The sequence below is a fragment of the Pseudarthrobacter cellobiosi genome, from assembly GCF_023913815.1.
Lineage (GTDB): Bacteria > Actinomycetota > Actinomycetes > Actinomycetales > Micrococcaceae > Arthrobacter > Arthrobacter cellobiosi.
This window is the reverse complement of sequence record NZ_JAMXBK010000019.1, coordinates 1-19,519: the sequence shown is the minus strand read 5'-3', so window position 1 is coordinate 19,519 and position 19,519 is coordinate 1. Positions and strand designations below refer to the sequence as shown.

General features: G+C 65.7%; 18 protein-coding genes and 1 riboswitch. Of the genes, 14 read left to right on the top strand and 4 right to left on the bottom strand.

The window, feature by feature from the left end:
- Positions 1-10: 10 nt before the first annotated feature.
- The gene (locus tag NG701_RS04825; RefSeq protein WP_252565003.1) at positions 11-1,081 is read right to left on the bottom strand and encodes a hemolysin family protein; all 1,071 of its coding nucleotides are present in this window, start codon (positions 1,079-1,081) and stop codon (positions 11-13) included.
- Positions 1,078-2,412: a hemolysin family protein gene (locus NG701_RS04820; protein WP_252565002.1), complete on the bottom strand. Its 1,335-nt coding sequence runs from the start codon at positions 2,410-2,412 to the stop codon at positions 1,078-1,080. Before NG701_RS04820 ends, NG701_RS04825 begins: the two co-directional genes overlap by 4 nt.
- 500 nt (positions 2,413-2,912) lie before the next feature.
- On the opposite strand from NG701_RS04820, the gene NG701_RS04815 reads away from it, so the two are divergent.
- The 5 genes from NG701_RS04815 (at position 2,913) to NG701_RS21325 (ending at position 9,191) form a co-directional block, all read left to right on the top strand.
- Complete coding sequence (locus tag NG701_RS04815; protein WP_252565001.1) at positions 2,913-6,713, top strand: multifunctional oxoglutarate decarboxylase/oxoglutarate dehydrogenase thiamine pyrophosphate-binding subunit/dihydrolipoyllysine-residue succinyltransferase subunit; 3,801 nt, start codon at positions 2,913-2,915, stop codon at positions 6,711-6,713.
- 121 nt (positions 6,714-6,834) lie between these two features.
- The gene (locus NG701_RS04810) at positions 6,835-7,434 is read left to right on the top strand and encodes a GDSL-type esterase/lipase family protein (protein ID WP_099093407.1); all 600 of its coding nucleotides are present in this window, start codon (positions 6,835-6,837) and stop codon (positions 7,432-7,434) included.
- Between the two features lie 100 nt (positions 7,435-7,534).
- Positions 7,535-8,377: a DUF4097 family beta strand repeat-containing protein gene (locus NG701_RS04805; protein WP_252565000.1), complete on the top strand. Its 843-nt coding sequence runs from the start codon at positions 7,535-7,537 to the stop codon at positions 8,375-8,377.
- Positions 8,377-8,988: a PadR family transcriptional regulator gene (locus NG701_RS04800; protein ID WP_252564998.1), complete on the top strand. Its 612-nt coding sequence runs from the start codon at positions 8,377-8,379 to the stop codon at positions 8,986-8,988. The genes NG701_RS04805 and NG701_RS04800 overlap by 1 nt, the downstream gene beginning before the upstream one ends.
- Before the next feature lie 128 nt (positions 8,989-9,116).
- A complete protein-coding gene (locus NG701_RS21325; RefSeq protein ID WP_104061284.1) occupies positions 9,117-9,191 on the top strand; it encodes a 50S ribosomal protein bL37 in 75 nt (24 codons plus the stop codon).
- 165 nt (positions 9,192-9,356) lie between these two features.
- Here the strand turns inward: NG701_RS21325 and rsrA are convergent, their stop codons facing one another.
- Together rsrA and NG701_RS04790 are read right to left on the bottom strand one after the other, a co-directional pair.
- A complete protein-coding gene (gene rsrA, locus NG701_RS04795; protein WP_185260958.1) occupies positions 9,357-9,617 on the bottom strand; it encodes a mycothiol system anti-sigma-R factor in 261 nt (86 codons plus the stop codon).
- Complete coding sequence (locus NG701_RS04790) at positions 9,614-10,426, bottom strand: sigma-70 family RNA polymerase sigma factor (protein ID WP_252564997.1); 813 nt, start codon at positions 10,424-10,426, stop codon at positions 9,614-9,616. Before NG701_RS04790 ends, rsrA begins: the two co-directional genes overlap by 4 nt.
- 316 nt (positions 10,427-10,742) lie before the next feature.
- Here NG701_RS04790 and NG701_RS04785 point away from each other — a divergent pair, with 316 nt between their 5' ends.
- From NG701_RS04785 to NG701_RS04745, 9 genes are all read left to right on the top strand, one after another.
- Positions 10,743-11,279, top strand: coding sequence for a DoxX family protein (locus NG701_RS04785; protein WP_252564995.1), 537 nt, complete (start codon positions 10,743-10,745; stop codon positions 11,277-11,279).
- 6 nt (positions 11,280-11,285) lie between these two features.
- Positions 11,286-12,686 carry a 3-phosphoshikimate 1-carboxyvinyltransferase gene (gene aroA / locus NG701_RS04780; protein ID WP_252564992.1) on the top strand — a complete coding sequence of 467 codons (1,401 nt, stop codon included), beginning with the start codon at positions 11,286-11,288 and terminating at the stop codon, positions 12,684-12,686.
- On the top strand, positions 12,670-13,785 hold the full coding sequence (rsgA, locus tag NG701_RS04775; protein ID WP_252564990.1) for a ribosome small subunit-dependent GTPase A: 1,116 nt from the start codon (positions 12,670-12,672) through the stop codon (positions 13,783-13,785). The genes aroA and rsgA overlap by 17 nt, the downstream gene beginning before the upstream one ends.
- Before the next feature lie 52 nt (positions 13,786-13,837).
- The gene (gene hisN, locus NG701_RS04770) at positions 13,838-14,650 is read left to right on the top strand and encodes a histidinol-phosphatase (RefSeq protein ID WP_104061136.1); all 813 of its coding nucleotides are present in this window, start codon (positions 13,838-13,840) and stop codon (positions 14,648-14,650) included.
- 156 nt (positions 14,651-14,806) lie between these two features.
- A riboswitch (SAM riboswitch) is annotated at positions 14,807-14,920 on the top strand.
- Positions 14,921-15,039: 119 nt separating this feature from the next.
- Complete coding sequence (locus tag NG701_RS04765) at positions 15,040-16,410, top strand: aminotransferase class V-fold PLP-dependent enzyme (protein ID WP_252565241.1); 1,371 nt, start codon at positions 15,040-15,042, stop codon at positions 16,408-16,410.
- 145 nt (positions 16,411-16,555) lie between these two features.
- Positions 16,556-17,314, top strand: a complete 759-nt coding sequence (locus NG701_RS04760; RefSeq protein ID WP_252564988.1) for a class I SAM-dependent methyltransferase — start codon at positions 16,556-16,558, stop codon at positions 17,312-17,314.
- 31 nt (positions 17,315-17,345) lie between these two features.
- Positions 17,346-18,059, top strand: a complete 714-nt coding sequence (locus tag NG701_RS04755; RefSeq protein WP_252564986.1) for a metal-dependent transcriptional regulator — start codon at positions 17,346-17,348, stop codon at positions 18,057-18,059.
- Positions 18,060-18,494: a fluoride efflux transporter FluC gene (locus NG701_RS04750; RefSeq protein WP_252564985.1), complete on the top strand. Its 435-nt coding sequence runs from the start codon at positions 18,060-18,062 to the stop codon at positions 18,492-18,494.
- The gene (locus tag NG701_RS04745) at positions 18,491-18,889 is read left to right on the top strand and encodes a fluoride efflux transporter FluC (protein ID WP_252564983.1); all 399 of its coding nucleotides are present in this window, start codon (positions 18,491-18,493) and stop codon (positions 18,887-18,889) included. The genes NG701_RS04750 and NG701_RS04745 overlap by 4 nt, the downstream gene beginning before the upstream one ends.
- The last annotated feature ends 630 nt before the right edge of the window (positions 18,890-19,519 follow it).

Below are 19,519 nucleotides of genomic sequence, written 5' to 3'. Positions count from 1 at the left end.
CCGGGCGCGCTCAGTCACCGTTCGGTTCGCCCAGCCTCCTGATGCCGGTGGCCTGTGTGGCGTCCCGGATCTCTCCCACCAGCTGCTCGATCACGTCTTCCAGGAAGAGGACGCCGCGGGTCTGCCCGTCCGCGCCGATCACGCGGGCCAGGTGTGAGCCCGTGCGCTGCATGACGGACATGGCCGTTTCAACTTCGTCGTCCAGCGCGAGGTTGGCCAGCGAGCGGATCCTGCTCTCGGCGATGGGGTGCTGGTAGTCCGACTCGGGAATGGACAGCACATCCTTCACGTGGAGGTAGCCGGACAGCATGCCGTCATCGTCCACCATGGGGAACCGTGAGAACCCGGTCCTGCTGACGGCTTTTTCAAACTCCACCGGCGTGGTGGCCGCCTTCAGCATGACCAGATCGTCCAGTGGAACCATGATGTTCGAAGCCGTGTATTCGGAGAATTCCAGGGCGCCGGTGATCAGGCCCGCGTCATCATCCACCAGCCCGTGACGGGTGGATTCCTGCACGATCGACTGGACTTCTTCGAGCGTGAAGGACGAATTCACCTCATCCTTGGGCTCAATCCGCAGGAGCTTGAGGATGTGGTTGGCGGACCAGTTCAGCGCGACGATGGCCGGGTTGACCAGCTTTGCAACAAACATCAGCGGCGGCGCCAGCAGCAAGGCAGCCTTGTCCGCCACCGATACCGAGATGTTCTTCGGCACCATCTCGCCGAACGTCACGTGGAGGAAGGTCACCACCATCAGGGCAATGGCGAACGCTGCGACGTCGGCAACTTCCACCGGCAGCCCGACAGCTTCCAGGGGAGCCGCCATCAGGTGGTGGATGGCCGGTTCGGCCACCTGCAGGATCAGCAGCGAGCACACGGTGATGCCCAACTGCGCACAGGCCAGCATCAATGAGACGTTTTCCATGGCGCGCAACGTGGTCTGTGCCCGCTTGGAACCGGCCTCGGCAAGGGGTTCAATCTGGCTGCGCCTGGCCGACATCACGGCGAACTCGGCGCCGACAAAAAACGCGTTACCCAGCAGGAGGACAACCAGCCAGGCAATTCCGGCCCAGTCACTCATCGTTCACTCCCGTCTTCCGGAACAGGCTCCGCTTCAGGCGCCGCCGGATGGAAGGAGATCCGCTCGATCCTTCGGCCGTCCATCCTTGTCACGCTCAGCGTGCCTCCGCCTACGTCGACGGTGTCCCCCACTGCGGCGATCCGGCCCAGTTCACTCATAACGTACCCGCCCACGGTTTCGTAGGCGGCTTCGTCCGGAACGGTCAGCCCCGGGATCTGTTCGGAAAGCTCGTCGGGGCGCAGCAGCCCGGGGAAGTACCAATCCCCGGAGGCGCTCTGGAGCAGTCCCGGGCGTACCTTGTCGTGCTCGTCGGACACTTCACCGACGATTTCCTCCACCAGGTCCTCAAGGGTGGCGATGCCTGCGGTTCCGCCGTATTCATCCAGGACAATCGCGAGCTGGAGGTTTCCCTCGCGCAGCTCGGCCAGGAGGGCATCGAGGTGGATGGTCTCCGGCACGCGGAGGACATCGGTCATGATGGCTCCGGCCTCCAGGTTGGCCCGCCGGTCCCACGGCACGGCAACGGCCTTCTTGACGTGGACCAGGCCCTTGATGTCGTCCGAGGACTCCCCGATGACGGGGAAGCGGGAGTACCCGGTGCGCCGGGCGGCGTCCAGGATGTCCGAGACAGGCTGGTCGGCGTCGATGGTTTCCATCCGGATCCGGGGCGTCATAACATCGGCGGCCGTCCGGGCCGAGAAGTTCAGGGTGCGGGCCACAAAGTTGGCCGTCCCGGCGTCGAGGGTTCCCATGGCGGCGGAGCGCCGCACCAGGGAGGCGAGCTCGGCCGGCGTCCGGGCACCGGAAATCTCTTCCTTGGCCTCCAGGCCAAAGACATTCAGTACCTTGTTGGAAAAGCCGTTGAGCACCACGATGGCGGGCTTGAAGATGGCCGTAAAGACCAGCTGCGGCCGCGCCAGCGCCTTGCCCACCTGGAAGGACAGCGCAATTGCCATGTTCTTGGGCACGAGTTCGCCAAGCAGCATGGACAACAGCGTGGCCAGCACCATGGCGATGACCAGGGAAACGGATGCCGCCGCCACTTCGGGAATTCCGACGGCGGCCAACGGGCCCTCAAGGAGGCGCCCTACCGACGGTTCCATCACGTAACCGGTCAGAAGGGTGGTGAGGGTGATGCCGAGCTGACAGCTGGAAAGCTGGGTTGAGAGGGATTTCAGGCACTTGAGCAGCGGGACGGCACCGGTGTCACCGTTATCGATGGCACGTTGGACCGTGGCCTGATCAAGGGCAATAAGGGAAAATTCGACGGCGACGAAAAAGCCGGTGCCGGCGATCAGCAGGAGGCCTGCCGCGAGGAGCAACCACTCCATTCAGCATCCCGCCCGAAAATCGGGGGAAGCGATGTGGATCCGGGGGAAACTGCCCGGCGGAGGATGATCGGCGGAAGCCGATGCTGTTTCCATAGGGGCTCCGCCGGGGTGGACTGACGGAGAGTGATGGGCACGTGTTCGGGGTTTGCCGGCTCTGCGGGTGGACTGCGCGGTGCTGTACTTCATGCTCCGCTGACAGCCCCCAGGCCGGCACCTAGATTTACTGTCCATAAGAATTTCAGTCTACAGGAGCAGATTGCGCCTTCCGGATGGCTGCCCGGAGGTCCTGGCACACCCGCGCAGGGACAGCTTCCGGACGCCACAATCCGTGATCTCCGCGTCATTGCCATGATTCGGGTCACCGTTATTGGCAGTTAACGCAGAATGCTCATTAGACTGGCAACGGTCCGGGTTCAGGACGCAGAGACTGGTTCGAATGTTGTGCTGCGGCACCGTGGCGGCCAGAGAGAAATCAAACTCATGGAAGAGGCGTATTTCAAGTGCCAGAGCAGCCTAGCCACCGTCTACCAGAGGAATTTGGCGGAAACGAGTGGCTCGTTGACGAACTGTACGAGCAGTATCAGAAAGACAAGAACACGGTGGATACCAAATGGTGGCCCCTGTTCGAGTCCTTCGATTCAGGCAGCGGTTCTTCTTCCAACGGAAGCACGGCAGTAGCCGTGGCCCACCCAGCAACCCGCGAAATGCCGGCTGTACCACCGGCGCCTCCGGCTTCTGCAACTGCTGCACCGGCAACGTCGCCGGCCGCACAGCCCGCAGCGCCGGCCGCCGCCCCCGCGGCGGCAAAGAAAGCTCCCGCTACGGTCGCCCGCGATGGCGCGAAGAAGACCGAGCCCGGAAGTACGGCCCAGCCGATCCCCGCCCAGCTTCCCAAAAACGTCAAGGCACCCACGGCTCCGGAAGAGGACGTGGTCTCCGTTCTTCGCGGCCCGGCCAAGGCCATCGCCACCAACATGGTCACCAGCCTTGAGGTCCCCACGGCCACCAGCGTCCGGGCTATTCCGGCAAAGCTGCTGATCGACAACCGCGTGGTCATCAACTCCAACCTGGCCAGAGCACGCGGCGGCAAGGTTTCCTTCACACACCTCATCGGCTACGCCGTGATCCGCGCACTCGCCCAGTTCCCGTCGATGAACGTCTACTACGACGAAATCGACGGCAAGCCCAGTGCTGTCCAGCCGGCCCACGTCAACTTCGGCATCGCCATTGACATGCCCAAGCCGGACGGCACCCGCCTGCTCATAGTGCCCAACATCAAGAAAGCGGAGACCCTCAACTTCTCCGAGTTCTGGCACACCTATGAAGACCTGATCAAGCGTGCCCGCAGCGGCAAGCTGACCGCTGATGACCACTCCGGCACCACGGTGTCCCTGACCAACCCCGGCGGCATCGGCACCGTTCACTCCGTGCCGCGTCTGTCCAAGGGACAGGCCGCCATCATCGGCGTCGGCGCGCTGGACTACCCGGCCGAGTTCCAGGGCGCCAGCGAAAAGATCATCGCGCAGAATGCCATCAGCAAGGTCCTTACGCTGACGTCCACCTATGACCACCGCGTCATCCAGGGAGCCGGCAGCGGCGAGTTCCTGAAGCTTGTGCACCAGCTGCTGCTCGGTGCCCAGAACTTCTACGACGACATCTTCGAGTCACTGCGCATCCCGTACGAGCCCATCCGCTGGAGCCCCGACCTGCAGGTGGACCCCGCTGACGAGATCAACAAGGTTGCCCGGATCCAGCAACTGATCCACTCCTACCGTGTGCGCGGCCACCTGATGGCGGACACCGATCCCCTGGAGTATGTCCAGCGCAAGCACCCGGACCTTGACGTCCTCACCTACGGGCTGACGCTGTGGGACCTGGACCGTCAGTGGCCCACCGGCGGTTTCGGCGGCGCACCCATGCTCAAGTTCCGCGACATCCTCGGCGTACTCCGCGACGCCTACTGCCGCACCACGGGCATCGAGTACATGCACATCCAGGAGCCGGAAGAACGCAAGTGGTTCCAGGACCAGCTGGAGCACGCATACTCGAAGCCGAGCCGCGAAGAGCAGCTGCGCATCGTGTCCCGGCTCAACGCGGCCGAAGCGTTTGAAACCTTCCTGCAGACCAAGTTCGTCGGCCAGAAGCGCTTCTCCCTGGAAGGCGGCGAATCCCTGATTCCGCTGCTGGACGCCATCATTTCCGATGCCGCTGACGACGGTCTGGACGAAGTTGCAATCGGCATGGCCCACCGCGGCCGCCTGAACGTCCTCACCAACATCGCCGGCAAGACCTACGCCCAAGTGTTCCGCGAATTCGAAGGCACCCAGGATCCCCGCTCCGTGCAGGGCTCCGGCGACGTGAAGTACCACCTCGGTACCGAAGGCACGTTCACCTCGGAAAACGGCAACGAGACCAAGGTCTACCTCGCTGCCAACCCGTCCCACCTCGAGGCTGTCGACTCGGTGCTCGAAGGCATCGTCCGCGCCAAGCAGGACCGCCTGGACCAGGGCGAGGCCTTCCCGGTCCTGCCCCTCATGGTCCACGGAGATGCTGCGTTCGCAGGCCAGGGCGTGGTTGCTGAGACGCTGAACCTGTCCCAGCTCCGCGGATACCGGACCGGCGGCACCATCCACGTGGTGGTCAACAACCAGGTCGGCTTCACCACAGCACCGTCGTCGTCGCGCTCGTCCACCTACTCCACGGACGTCGCCAAGATGATCCAGGCGCCGGTGTTCCACGTGAACGGTGACGATCCCGAGGCAGTGGTGCGCATCGCCCAGCTCGCCTACAAGTTCCGCCAGCGGTTCCACAAGGACGTTGTGATCGACATGGTGTGCTACCGCCGCCGTGGCCACAACGAGGGTGACGACCCCTCGATGACCCAGCCCATGATGTACAACCTGATCGAAGCCAAGCGCTCCGTCCGCAAGCTGTACACCGAGGCGCTCATCGGCCGTGGCGACATCACCGAGGAAGAAGCCGAGCAGCTGCTCCGCGACTACCAGGAACGGCTGGAACGGGTCTTCGCCGAAACGCACGCGGCCCAGACCTCGCCCATTCCGATCATCACCGCGGACTCCGCCGCCGTCGCCGACATTGAGCGTCCCATCGCCCAGCAGGCTGACTCCGGCACCAACGCCCCGGCCTCCACTGCAATTTCGCCGGAAACCCTGGCGCACATCGGCAAGGCCCACGTCCAGATCCCCGAGGGCTTCACCGTCCACGCCAAGCTCAAGCAGCTCCTCGAAAAGCGCGAACAGATGTCCCGCGAAGGCGGCATCGACTGGGGCTTTGGCGAGATCGCGGCCTTCGGCTCGCTGATCATGGAAGGCGTTCCCGTCCGGCTTGCCGGCCAGGACTCGCGCCGCGGCACGTTTGTGCAGCGCCACGCAGTGTTCCACGACCGCGCCAACGGCAACGAGTGGCTGCCCCTGGGCCACCTCTCGGATGACCAGGCCAAGCTGTGGATCTACGACTCCCTGCTGTCCGAATACGCGGCCATGGGCTTCGAATACGGCTACTCGGTGGAACGCCCGGATGCCCTGGTGCTGTGGGAAGCGCAGTTCGGCGACTTCGTCAACGGCGCGCAGACCATCATCGATGAGTTCATCTCCTCGGCCGAACAGAAGTGGGGCCAGCGCTCCTCCCTGGTCCTGATGCTGCCGCACGGCTACGAGGGCCAGGGTCCGGACCACTCCTCGGCACGCATCGAACGCTTCCTGCTGATGTGCGCCGAAGAGAACATGATCGTGGCCAACCCCACCACGGCGGCATCACACTTCCACCTGCTGCGCCGCCAGGCCTACAGCAGGCCGCGCAAGCCGCTGATCATCTTCACGCCGAAGCAGCTCCTGCGCCTCAAGGCAGCCGCGTCGTCCGTCGAGGACTTCACCACCGGCGCCTTCCGCCCCGTCATCGGCGACCACGAGCAGCTGGCGGCAGACGCCGTCGAGCGCGTGCTGCTGGTCTCGGGCCGCCTGTACTACGATCTCCTGTCCACCCGGCAGAAGACCGACGACAAGACCACCGCGATTGTCCGCGTGGAGCAGCTCTACCCGCTGCCGCACGAAGAAATCGCAGCGGAGCTGGCCAAGTACCCGAACGCCGAGGTTGTCTGGGCACAGGACGAGCCCGCCAACCAGGGACCGTGGCCGTTTATGGGCCTGAACCTCCCGGATGCGCTGGATCGGCGCGTCCGTCTGGTGTCGCGTCCCGCATCTGCCTCCACGGCGGCCGGCTCCATGAAACGGCACGCAGCTGAGCAGGATTCACTCCTGAAGCAGGCATTTGCACGGAAGTAGAACCAGTGGCTGCCCGGCCGGACGTCGAAATACCAGACTCCGGCCGGGCAGTTCTGTTTAATGAAGATGGATCATAGCCACGCCGATTGGCCTCAATCGGCACGGACGTAAAGAGGGACTTGTGGAAGACAGGAAGCTGCGGATCGCAGCTGTTGGAGATGAACTGCTAGCCGGGCTGGGCGATCCCAGGGCCCTCGGCTGGCTGGGCCGCGTGTTGGCCCGCACTCCGCAGGACGGCATGGTCATGGAAGCGTATGCCCTCCCCTGTCCCCAGGAAGGAACGGAAGGGCTGGCTGCCCGCTGGCAGGAGGAGGCCGGGCGGCGGTTCGGCGACCAGCACGAGAACCGCCTGGTGATCGGCCTCTCGGGCCGGGACATCGAGTTCGGCCTTTCCACCGCCCGGAGCCGCCTGAACCTGGCCAACATCCTGGATACCGCCACGCAGAACCGGATCGAGGTGTTTGTGGTGGGCCCGCCGCCCACGCTGGACCCGGTCCAGAACCGCCGGCTCGCCGATCTGAACACGGCCTTCGCTGACGTCACCACCAGGCGCAAGCACCTCTACGTGGACACGTTCTCTCCGCTGCTGAACCACGAACAGTGGCGCCAGGACCTTGCGGCCAACACCGGCACTCCCGGGCAAGCAGGCTATGGCCTGATGGCCTGGCTGGTCCTCCACCGTGGCTGGTTCCAATGGCTGGGCATGGACGCCCCCGAGTAAAGCATCCCCAACCCTTCCAGTCGCGATATATCTTGACGGGTCCAGCGGTCCGTTGTATCTTGAAGTATCAGTCACGATATATCGCGATTTTGGAGGATTCATGACAGAGGACAGCTGGACCGTCACAGGTCCGCAAACCATCGATGTTGACAACGTCAGGTCGCTGAAGCTGGGCATGGTCCGCGGCAGGTTCGACGTCGTCACCCATGCCGACGCCGTTGCCCGCGTGGAGATCAACGACGTCCAGGGCGATCCCGTGTCGGTGACACTGACGGACGGCAGGCTCGAGGTCCGCCATCAGCTGCACGGCCCGCAGGGCTGGTTCAAAAACCTGATGGGCACGGTCAACCACAACAGCAACAACTCAGCGGTTATCAGTATTGCCCTGCCGGCCGGCGTCGAGGTGGAGGCCGGTACGGTCAGCGGCGATGGCCTTGTGTCCGGAATCAGCGGGCACACCCGGCTCAATACCGTCTCAGGTTCTGTGATGGCAGACGGCACGTCCGGGGAACTTCACGTCAACACCGTCAGCGGCGAGGTCATCGCGCGAAACCACGACGGCGTCCTGACCGCCAAGAGTGTCTCCGGCGAGGTCACCGCATCCGGCCGGTTCAGCAACATCCGGGCTCACACGGTCAGCGGCGACATGAGTTTTGACCTGCTCGGCTTTACCCACGACTTCGGCGCCAATTCAGTCTCCGGCGACCTCACCATCAGGCTGCCCCATGACGTCGGGGTGGACATCGTGGCGAAGTCTGCCAGCGGCGTTGTGGTGATTGATGACCAGCAGTACTCGCAGCCCGGCGGCAAGGTGGAAACCATTGCCGGACCGGACGGGAAGCTGATGCTGGTCCGGACCAACTCGGTGTCCGGCAAAACGTCCATCTTCCATGGCCAGCCGGCCCGCAACGACGACGCAAGAAGCCCGGAAGCGGGGCACTGATGCCTCCGGTGTTCGCCCATGGTGCGCTCCGGCTGTACCTGCTCGCCCTGCTGGAGTCAGGGCCCAAACACGGCTATGAACTGATCAAAGCCCTCAGCGAACGGTTCGGCGGCACCTACTCCCCCAGCGCGGGAACCATCTATCCCCGGCTTGGGAAGCTGGAGGAAGAAGGGCTCGTCGCCACTGAATCAGAAGGCCGCCGCACCAACTACCGCATCACCGCGGCGGGGCTTGCAGAACTCAACAAGCGCCGGGAGGAACTCGCCGGAGTCGAGAACGACATTTCCGCTTCCGTCCGCCGCCTGGCGGACAACCTGCGGGCGGATATCCGCGTCAACATGCGCGGGTTGCGGGCAGACCTGGCGGCCACGGCAGAGGCGGCCCGTTCCACGGCGCGGGCCGCCGATTTCAGGAAAGCCGGCCGCCAGTCTTCGGAAGGGTTCCGGGAGCTGAAGGAAGCGGAGATGCTGCTGCAGGCGTTCCGAGACGACCTGCGCGTGGAACTGCGGCTTCAGGCCACCCGGCAACCGCTCGGCGCCGTCACGCTGGAAACTGTCAGGACCGTGCTGGACCAGGCGCGCATCTCCATCCGCAACTCACTGCCCGGCTGAGCCGCCGGACTGCGCCCCCGGGTCGGTGTTGCCCCCGGTCACAGCCCGTTTCGGTTTCGCGGCGTGTCCCATGGTGTGGGAGACTTGAGGGCAGCTCTTTTGAGTACCAACATTTAAGGAGGCCAGCTATGAGCAAGCGTGCACGTAAACGTCGTGACCGTAAGCGTGGCGGCGCGAACCACGGGAAGCGCCCCAACGCCTAAGCTAAAGCTTGGAAATCGGTTTAAGCGAAGGACCCCGGAAGCCACACGGCTTCCGGGGTCCTTCGTCTTTGAGCTGCTTTTTGGCGCCTGCGGTACTACTGACGGGCATCGACGCAGCCAGGCGTCCACGCAGTCAGGTGTCCCTTCAGACGGCTACCGCTTGGGTTAGGCGTCTACCGGGCGGATGGAGTGGATCCGGTCCAAAATGGCGTTCTTCAGGTTTTCCGGAGCGGCCTCGGTGCACGAGCGCTTCACCATGGTGCGGATCACGCACTCGAGGTCGTACTGCTCGGTGCATTCAGGGCACTCATCAAGATGGGTCTTGATTTCCGTGATGTCCTCGCGGGTCAACGCCCCGTCGAGGTATTCGTAGATGCGTTGCATCCGGGCGTCATCGCAGTCGCCCAATCCCTGGCAGTCGCTCATTTCCTGTTCTCCTGTTTTGTGGTCGCGGCCGTGTCCTGTGATTCGACGGCGCCTTTGAATCCTCGTTCGGCGGCATAGTCCGCCAGCATGTCCCGCAACATTTTCCGGCCGCGGTGCAACCGGGACATCACTGTCCCGATCGGCGTGTTCATGATGTCCGAGATTTCCTTGTACGCGAAGCCTTCGACATCGGCGAAGTACACTGCCAGCCGGAACTCCTCGGGAATGGCCTGGAGCGCCCGCTTGACGTCCGAGTCCGGCAGGTGGTCCAGCGCCTCAGCCTCGGCCGAGCGCAGGCCGCGGGACGTGTGCGACTCCGCCCTGGCCAGCTGCCAGTCCTCGATGGTGTCCGAGTTCGACTGCAGCGGTTCGCGCTGCCGCTTGCGGTAGAGATTGATGTACGTGTTCGTCAGGATCCGGTACAGCCAGGCCTTGAGGTTGGTGCCGGGCTTGTATTGGTGGAACGCTGAGAACGCCTTGGTGTAGGCCTCCTGGACCAGGTCTTCCGCATCGGCGGGGTTCCTGGCCATCCGCATGGCGGCCGAGTAGAGCTGATCCACGTACTGCATGGCATCACGCTCAAAACGGACCCGGCGTTCTTCCGCTGATTCGGTGGCCACATCCACGGGTTGCTCGGCGGGCGCAGGCCCAGCGGGCACAGGGACATCCGCTGCAGGCTGCGCGTCACTCCCTGCCGGTGCGTCGCTGCTGGCATTGGCGCCGCTGCTGGCATTGGCTTCGCTGCTTGTTTTGGCTTCGCGTTCGGAGGCCTCATACATGGCCTCGAGGGCCGGATCCAGGGTGCTCATTGCGTTCAAGTCTACTGTGACGGCCTTGGCGCGCCGCGATCCGTACTCCGGAAGATCGGATTCCAGAGTCTGCAGTGCTAAGGGTCCGGCGGGCTCCGTCCCGTCCTTCAGTAACCTCAAGGGCAACTCCACTCTGTGTCAGGCCATGGTGTTCCAGGCAAATACCTGCCGGGCAATCCATGATGAGTCAATTCGTCCGGTGTTCGGCGGACCCGCAAACCATAACCGCTGGCGGCAGGCAAATATTCCCCAAAAGTGCAAGACTAGAACGGACTCCGCCGCATCCGGTGCGGTTCGTCCAGCCAGGAGGAAACCCATGTCCTTTGTCCGTACTCTCGCCCGCCCCATGCTGGCTTCCAGTTTCGTAGTCGCCGGACTGGACAAGCTGAAGAACGCGGATGACACCGCCACCCAGCTCTCGCCGCTCCTGCAGAAGGCAGCCGCGTCGCTTCCGTTCCAGGCCGACGAAAAGATGCTGGCACGCGTGATCGGCGGAACGCAGGTGGGTGCCGGCGTGCTGTTCGGCCTGGGCAAGTTCAGCCGCCTCTCGGCAACACTGCTGACCGTCATCTCGCTACTGAACACCTTTGTGGAATGGCGCAGCGCGGACATCAGCACCAAGGAAGGCCGCGAGGCCCGCCGGAACCAGCTGCTCAAGAACATTTCCCTCAGCGGTGGCGCCCTGCTGGCCTCGGTGGACACCGCCGGCAAGCCTGGCCTGGCCTGGCGTGCCGAGCACCTCGCCGCGGATGCCCGGAAGACTGCCGCCGGCGCCCGCAAGACCACCGGCCAGAAGCTACACAAGGCGGACAAGGCCGTGCGCCGCGCCGTGGAACACGCAACGGGGGCGTAAGGACGGATGACCGGTTCCACCCCGCCCGCAGCCACCGACGCACACAACTCCACCGACACCGTTCCGCACTGGCCGGCCCCCTTCGCCAGCAGGCCCATCAACGCCACTGTCACGGTGCCTGGCTCAAAATCCCTGACCAACAGGTTCCTGGTCCTTGCCGCGCTGGCTGACGGGCCGTCCCGGCTCCGTGCTCCCCTGCATTCCCGGGACTCTGCATTGATGATCGATGCCCTCCGCCAGCTGGGAGCCACCATCACGGAGGTGCCCGGCGACGGCGCCTACGGGCCGGACCTTGAGGTCACGCCCCTGAGCCAGGAGGCGCCGTCGCCACGGACGCACATTGATTGCGGCCTCGCCGGAACAGTGATGCGTTTTGTTCCGCCGCTTGCGGCGCTGCGCAACGGCGTGAGCGTGTTCGACGGCGACCCCCACGCCCGGAAGCGCCCCATGGGCACCATCATCGAGGCCCTGAAAGCCCTCGGGGTGGCCCTCACGGCGGACGACGGCGGGACCCCCTCGTCGCTGCCCTTCACCGTTGCAGGCACCGGGGAAGTCCGGGGCGGCCACCTGGTGATCGATGCCAGTGCGTCATCCCAGTTCGTCTCCGCCCTTCTGCTGGTCGGCGCCAGGTTTACCGACGGACTCCATCTGGAGCACGTGGGCAAGCCCGTGCCGAGCCTGGACCATATCAACATGACCGTTGCCGTGCTCCGCGGCGTGGGTGTATCAGTGGACGATTCGGTGCCGAACCACTGGGTAGTGGCACCGGGCCCCATCCGCGCCTTTGACCAGCGCATCGAGCAGGACCTCTCCAACGCCGGCCCGTTCCTGGCCGCCGCGCTGGCCTCCGGCGGCACCGTCCGGATCCCGGACTGGCCCGCCGGCACCACCCAGGTGGGAGACCTCTGGCGCAGCATCCTGGCGGACATGGGCGCGGACGTCAGCCTGGCTGACGGCGTCCTGACCGTCACGGGCGGGCCAGAGATCAAGGGTGCGGATTTTGACGAAACCAGCGAACTCGCCCCTACCGTGGCGGCCCTCTGCGCCCTGGCCAGCGGACCTTCACGGCTGACCGGCATCGCGCACCTGCGCGGCCACGAGACGGACCGGCTGGCCGCGCTGGTCACCGAAATCAACCGCCTCGGCGGCGATGCGGAGGAAACCAGCGACGGCCTGGTGATCCGCCCGGCGAAGCTGCACGCCGGCGTCGTCCACAGCTACGCGGACCACCGGATGGCCACCGCCGGCGCCATCCTGGGCCTCGCAGTGCCGGGCATCGAGGTCCAGGACATCGCCACCACTGCTAAGACCATGCCGGAATTCCCGCAGATGTGGGCGGACATGCTGGCCCAGGGCGCGGCTGCCGACGACACCTCGGAAGGTCCCACTGGTGGCACGCAGCACTGATTCCTGGGACGAGTCCGACGTCCGGATCCGGCCCAGCAAAAAGGGCTCCCGGCCGCGCACGAAGGACCGCCCCAGCCACGACGACGCCGTCACGGGCCGCATCATCACCGTGGACCGCGGCCGCTACACCGCCGTCGTCGGCGAGGACTCGGGCGACGAGCGGATCATCATCGCAGCCAGGGCCCGCGAACTCCGCCGCTCCCCCGTGGTTGCCGGCGACTTCGTCTCCCTCGTTGGAGATGTCTCCGGGGAACCCGACACGCTTGCCCGCCTGGTCCGGATCCAGGACCGCAGGACCCTGCTGCGCCGCAGCGCCGATGACACTGATCCGATCGAGCGTGCGGTGGTGGCCAACGCCGATCAGCTCGTGGTGGTGGTGGCCGCCGCAAACCCGGAGCCGCGCACCGGCTTCATTGACCGCGCCCTGGTGGCCGCTTACGACGCCGGCATCGAGCCGCTGCTGCTCGTCACTAAGGCGGATGTCAAGGATCCCGCGGAACTGTTGTCCAACTATGAGCACCTGGACTTCCCTGTGATCATCAGCCGCACGTCGGACTCCGAGGCCTCAGGTATTGATGCCCGCTCCGACGACGGCCTCTCTGCCCGCCTGGACAGTGATGCAGTTTCGCAGCTCCGCGCGTACCTCGAGGGCAAGGTCTCGGTGATGCTGGGTCATTCCGGCGTGGGCAAGTCCACCATGGTCAATGCGCTCACCGGGGCCGAACGGGCCACCGGTGGTGTGAACGCGGTGACCGGCCGTGGCCGCCACACGTCGTCGTCGGCCCTTGCCCTGAAGTTGACCGGAGCTCCGGCCGGAAGCTGGATCATCGACACCCCTGGCATCCGTTCGTTCGGCCTTGCCCATGTGGACCCGGACCGGATCCTGCGGTCCTTCCCGGACCTGGAGCCGGGTACGGATGCCTGCGAGCGTGGCTGCAAGCACAACACCGCGGCCGTCAACTGCGGGGTGGATGCCTGGGTGTCCACCGGCCAGGCGGGCCCCACAGGCCCGGCCAGGCTCGCGTCACTGCGGCGGCTGCTGGGCACTGATCCCCGCCTGGTGGGCCAGGAAACCAAGGAACTGGGCAGCATCGGCTAGACGGAACGCCGATGTCCCCAACCCTGCGGTCCGGAGACGGTAGTTTGGAACCATGATCCAACCCGCTTCGAGCTACAACGATGACTTGCGCCTTGCCCATGTGCTGGCAGATTCCGTGGATGACCAGACCATGAGCCGCTTCAAGGCACTGGACCTCCGCATCGAGACCAAGCCGGACCTGACGCCGGTTACGGACGCGGACAAGTCCGCGGAGGAAGCCATCCGCGGCCAGCTGTCCCGCTCGCGTCCCCGCGACGCCGTGCTGGGCGAGGAATTCGGCAGTTCGGGCCATGGCTCCCGCCGCTGGATCATTGATCCCATCGACGGCACCAAGAACTTTGTCCGCGGCGTCCCGGTTTGGGCCACCCTGATCGCCCTCGTGGACGAAGGTGAACCCGTGGTGGGAGTGGTCAGCGCGCCCGCGCTGGGCAAGCGCTGGTGGGCCGCCAAGGGTTCCGGCGCGTACATGGGCAAGTCCCTCGCCGCCGCAACGCGGCTCCGGGTCTCGGACGTCTCCAAGCTTTCGGATGCCTCCCTGTCCTACTCCAGCCTGGGCGGCTGGAAGGAGCGCGGCAACCTGGATGAGTTCCTGGGCCTGACCGAGGACGTGTGGCGCACACGCGCCTACGGCGATTTCTGGTCCTACTGCATGGTGGCCGAAGGTTCCGTGGACATCGCCTGCGAGCCCGAACTGAACCTCTACGACATGGCTGCCCTCGTGCCCATCGTGGTGGAAGCCGGCGGCCGCTTCACCTCCCTGGAGGGACAGGACGGGCCGTTCGGCGGAAACGCTCTGGCCACGAACTCCATCCTGCACTCAGAGGTGCTCAAGCGGCTGAACCCGGACCTGGACGATCTTCTCTAGGCACTTTTTTCGAATTATCGACGGCGGACGCCTCCTCAAGGGGGCGTCCGCCGTCGTATCTTCGACAAATGTGCGGTTCCTCAAACGCGCGTAACAAAGTCCTTAACATTGGGCCGGCTTCCTTTCTGCAGCGGCAGATGTTCTACGCTCTTAACAGGTCACGAGTGCCAGCGCTAAACCCCGGTTTGCTGGCCGGCAACCCTCCATTCGCGGTGGGGTGCCCCGGGTGACGACCAGGCCGGTCCGGAATGGACACGGCAAGCGCGGATTCCCGGTACCGGGAGTCCTTTTAGAGTGAGGTCTCCGTGACAGCTGCCACCGTCTCCCCCAACACTGTTTCTCCCAACCCTGTCTCGCCCAACAACGCTGCCCCCGTCAACGCCGCTGCGCTGTTCAACGAGGCCGCCGCCATCGCCGGGCAGCCCCTCTCCGCTGTCACCGGCGCGGAGATCCAGGCGCCGCTGATCCAGGGCGGCCATGTTCGCTACGCAAACCTGGACTACGGCGCATCCGCGCCCGCCCTCTCCGTGGTGTCCGCCTACCTCAACGAAATCCTGCCGTTCTACGCCAGCGTCCACCGCGGCGCCGGCTTTGCGTCGCAGATCAGCACCTCCGTCTACGAGAACGCCCGGAACATCGTGCGCGACTTTGTGGGCGGGCGCCCGGACGACTCCGTCATCTTCACCCGGAACACCACCGACTCGCTGAACCTGCTGGCGGGTTGCCTGCCGGCGACGGACGGGCGGCCGAATGGTGACGTCCTCTACCTGGACATCGAGCACCACGCCAACCTGCTGCCGTGGCAGGGCGTCCCACACCGCAGCGTCGTCGCCGCGGACACCATCGCGGGGACCATCGAGGTCCTCCGCGCCGAACTTGAGCAGGGCAACGTCAGCCTGCTCGCGGTCACGGGTGCGTCCAACGTGACCGGCGAGATCCTTCCGATCAGGGCCCTGGCCGCCCTGGCCCACGAGTACGGCGCGCGCATCGTGGTGGACGCCGCGCAGCTCGCGCCGCACCGGCGCATCAATATCAGTGCCGACGACGTCGACTACCTCGCCTTCTCCGGCCACAAGCTCTATGCGCCGTTCGGTTCCGGGGTTCTGGTGGGCCGCACCGACTGGCTCGACGCCGGTACTCCCCACCTCGCCGGCGGCGGTGCCGTCCGCGAGGCAAAGCTCGACGGCGTCAGCTGGGCCACAGGTCCGGCCCGGCACGAGGGCGGCTCCCCCAACGTCCTGGGCGCGGCCACCCTGGCCCGTGCCACCCAGGTCATCGCGTCCCTGGACCAGGACCGCTGGCACGCCCATGAGGCGGCCATCAGGTCATTCCTGGTGGACGGGCTCGGGAAGGTCGACGGCGTCACGGTGCACCAGATCTTCTCGGACACGGACGCTGAAACCGGGACCATCGGTGTGGTGAACTTCTCCGTGGCGGGGTACGACGCCGGACTTGTGGCGGCCTACCTGTCGGCCGAGCATGGCGTTGGCCTCCGCGACGGCCGCTTCTGCGCGCACCCGCTGCTCAAGCGCCTGGGCCTTCCGTCAGGTTCGCTGCGGGCCAGTTTCGGCGTGGGTTCGCGGTTGGAGGATGCCCAGCGGCTCCTTGCCGGCCTGGAACAGCTCCGCCGGACCGGCCTGGGCTGGGACTACGTGGTGGACGCGGGCCGCTGGGTTCCGGCCAACGACACCCGCACCTACCCGCACTGGGCGCCCAACACGCCCGGCACGGCCGGCGCGGCGCCGTGCCTTGACGACTGACTGGGCTTTTACGTCTGACTGACGCTTACCTGACCAGGCGGCCGGCTGACCAGGCGGCCGGCTGACCGGGCGGCTGATCAGACGGCTGCGGCCCATGCGGTAAATTCGAAGGATGCGCATGGGCATCAGCTGAAGGAGGCCGCACGTGGCACGGGGTGGCCCCAGACTTGAGCACGGACGCCGTCTGGAACTCGGACAGAGCTTCCAGGACGGCGGCGAACATTACCAGCGCGTACGCCCTGGCTACCCTGCCGAATCAGCGGACTGGCTGATCCCGGCCGGGGCCAGGGACGCCGTGGACGTGGGCGCCGGGACCGGCAAGTTCACCGCCCTGCTGCTGAAACGCGGCCTGGCGGTTTCGGCCGTGGACCCATCGCCGGACATGCTTGAACAGCTGCGGGCCCACTACGCGGCGGCGGACGCGACGCAGGGTAGGGCAGAGGCGACGGGACTCGCTGACTCGGCGTTCGACGTCGTGAGCGTTGCGCAGGCGTGGCACTGGTGCGATCCGCTGCCGGCGAGCACCGAGCTGGCGCGGATCCTGCGGCCCGGCGGAATGCTGGGGCTGATCTGGAACCAGCTGGACACGTCCGTTCCGTGGGTCCACCGTTTGTCCCGCATCATGCACGCGGGCGACGTCTACAAGCCCGGGTTCCGCCCGGTGGTGGGGCCGGAGTTTGAAGGCCTTGAGAGCCATGTGACGCGCTGGGAGGACAGCCTCAGCACGGCGGACATCATGGAACTGACGAAGTCCCGCAGCTACTACCTGCGTGCCGGCGAATCGACCCGCAGCAAAGTCCTGGCCAATCTGGACTGGTACCTGCATGAGCATCTGGGGCACGCCGTGGACGAGGACATCAGCCTGCCGTACCTGACGCTGACGTGGCGGGCCGGAAAGGCGTGACGGCCACCGACCACCGGGTAGGCTTGGAGACGTGAAGACCAGTGCGCCCTCCTCCTCGATCGAGGACTACGTCAAGGTTATCTACGGCTTCACGGAGTGGCAGGACAAACCCATCACGTCCTCGCAGCTCGCACAGCGGCTGGGTGTGGCCAATTCCTCGGTCTCGGAGATGGTCCGAAAGCTCAAGGACCAGGGCCTGGTGGACCACAAACCGTACAGCGCCATCACCCTCACGGAATCCGGAGTACGGCTGGCGCTGTCCATGGTGCGCCGGCACCGCCTCATTGAGACCTACCTCGTGCAGGAGCTCGGCTACAGCTGGGACGAAGTCCATGACGAAGCCGAACTGCTGGAGCATGCGGTGTCGGACACATTTATTGAACGCATGGCGGCCAAACTGGGCAACCCGCAACGTGACCCGCACGGTGACCCGATCCCCGCCGCGGACGGCACGGTGCTGCTGCCCGAAGCCCATCTGCTCGGCGAACTCGATCCCGGGCACACCGGCCGGATCACCCGCATCAGCGACGAGAACCCGGATCTGCTGCGGTATCTTTCCGCCGAGGAAATTGACCTCGACGCCGAGGTGGAGGTAGTGGGCCGCAAGCCGTTCGGCGGCGCCCTCGTGGTGCGGATCAGCAACGCCGGCAGGAAGCGGGACTACGACCTCGCGGATGAAGTCACCGCGGCGCTCTGGGTCCACAGCGACCACCCCCATGCCGGCTGCACCCTCAGCGGCAGCTGAATGCCAAACGCCCGCGTCCCGCACTCGCGGGCCTGGCTGGCCGTGGCGGTGGGCGGCCTGGCCGGAACGGAACTGCGGTACGGCCTGGGACTCGCGTTTCCGGAATCCGCGGGGGCAATGCCCTGGGCCACCCTGGGTATCAACGTAGCTGGCAGCTTTGTGCTGGCTGCCCTGACGACGGTCTGGATGGCCAGGCCGCTGACGGCATTCTGGCTCCGCGCCGGCCTGGGGCCCGGCCTTCTGGGCTCGTTCACAACGTTCTCAGCTGTGGTTTTCTCGGTGGACCAGCTGGCCCGGGCCGGCGAGCACCCCGTGTGGATTGCCTACCTGGGGCTGTCCCTACTGCTTGGCCTGGGCGCTGCGGCCGGCGGCTGGCGGACCGGGCGGCTTTTCGCTGACCGGCTGCAGGCCGACCGGCTGGGGGCAGCATCATGATGGGCGCGGTCCTGGTGGGAGTGTTCGGCATGGCGGGCGCCCTGCTGCGCTTCGCCGTCGACAGCTGGTTCGCTCACCGCGGGGCGCAGCGTGAAGCTGTCACCGCCAGCGGTACGCCGCGGCACTGGCCGTGGGCCACGCTCACCGTCAACGTGACCGGGTGCCTGATTATCGGGCTCTCCATCGGCATCACCGGACGGCTCGGCCTGGCACCCGAGTGGCAGGCCGCCGTCGCCACCGGCCTTGCGGGCGGGCTCACCACGTTCAGTTCCTGGACGACCGCCACGGTGCGGCTGCTGAGCGAGTCGCGGTTCGGTGCCGCCGTCCTGAATATCGGCGCCAACCTGGCCGCGGGATTCGCCGCGGCGGCCTTGGGCATAGCCCTCGCCTCGTAGGTGGTTGTGTTCCGAACCTACGAGGCGAGGGCGATGAACTGACTACCCGGATTGGATCCGCGAGAGCTGGATCCACCCCGGGTTCCTACCGTTACGGCGTGCCGGAGAGGAAGTAGCCTGCGACGTCGGCGATGAGGTGGGTCGTGCCGTTGGAACGGTTGAACAGGGCGACTTTTCCATCGCCCCCGACACGGACGGTGACCGAGTTTGGCACGGTCTGACCCGGGTAGAAGTTTTCGTTCGAGGCGTTGGGCCGGGTTGTTCCGGAGGGGTAGGCAGCGATAAACCCGAAGTCTTGGGGCTNTGTTCCGGAGGGGTAGGCAGCGATAAACCCGAAGTCTTGGGGCTGTGTCACCGTCATGTTGAAGACCACCGCCGAGACCTTCGCCGGTATCCCGGCAACCCCGCCGACTTTGAAGGACACTGCCGAATCGGCACCGACAGGGACCGTGTCACGGGTGTCCAGGAACCGTGAGGGGACCACAGGTGCGAACGCTCCGGGGACGGCCGGGGTTCCAGCTATGTAATACCCGGCGACGTCAGCGATGAGGTGAGTGGTGCCGTTGGACCGGTTGAAGAGCGTGACTTTCCCGTCAGCGCCGACTGGGACGGTGACCGAATTTGGTACGG

What these genes read in the sequence shown, in the direction of transcription:
- NG701_RS04750 (WP_252564985.1), top strand. Translation starts at nt 18,060, where the DNA reads ATGCCAAACGCCCGCGTCCCGCACTCGCGGGCCTGGCTGGCCGTGGCG.
- NG701_RS04820 (WP_252565002.1), bottom strand. Translation starts at nt 2,412, where the DNA reads ATGGAGTGGTTGCTCCTCGCGGCAGGCCTCCTGCTGATCGCCGGCACC.
- NG701_RS04805 (WP_252565000.1), top strand. Translation starts at nt 7,535, where the DNA reads ATGACAGAGGACAGCTGGACCGTCACAGGTCCGCAAACCATCGATGTT.
- hisN (WP_104061136.1), top strand. Translation starts at nt 13,838, where the DNA reads ATGATCCAACCCGCTTCGAGCTACAACGATGACTTGCGCCTTGCCCAT.
- aroA (WP_252564992.1), top strand. Translation starts at nt 11,286, where the DNA reads ATGACCGGTTCCACCCCGCCCGCAGCCACCGACGCACACAACTCCACC.
- NG701_RS04800 (WP_252564998.1), top strand. Translation starts at nt 8,377, where the DNA reads ATGCCTCCGGTGTTCGCCCATGGTGCGCTCCGGCTGTACCTGCTCGCC.
- NG701_RS04785 (WP_252564995.1), top strand. Translation starts at nt 10,743, where the DNA reads ATGTCCTTTGTCCGTACTCTCGCCCGCCCCATGCTGGCTTCCAGTTTC.
- NG701_RS04745 (WP_252564983.1), top strand. Translation starts at nt 18,491, where the DNA reads ATGATGGGCGCGGTCCTGGTGGGAGTGTTCGGCATGGCGGGCGCCCTG.
- NG701_RS04790 (WP_252564997.1), bottom strand. Translation starts at nt 10,426, where the DNA reads ATGAGCACCCTGGATCCGGCCCTCGAGGCCATGTATGAGGCCTCCGAA.
- NG701_RS04825 (WP_252565003.1), bottom strand. Translation starts at nt 1,081, where the DNA reads ATGAGTGACTGGGCCGGAATTGCCTGGCTGGTTGTCCTCCTGCTGGGT.
- rsrA (WP_185260958.1), bottom strand. Translation starts at nt 9,617, where the DNA reads ATGAGCGACTGCCAGGGATTGGGCGACTGCGATGACGCCCGGATGCAA.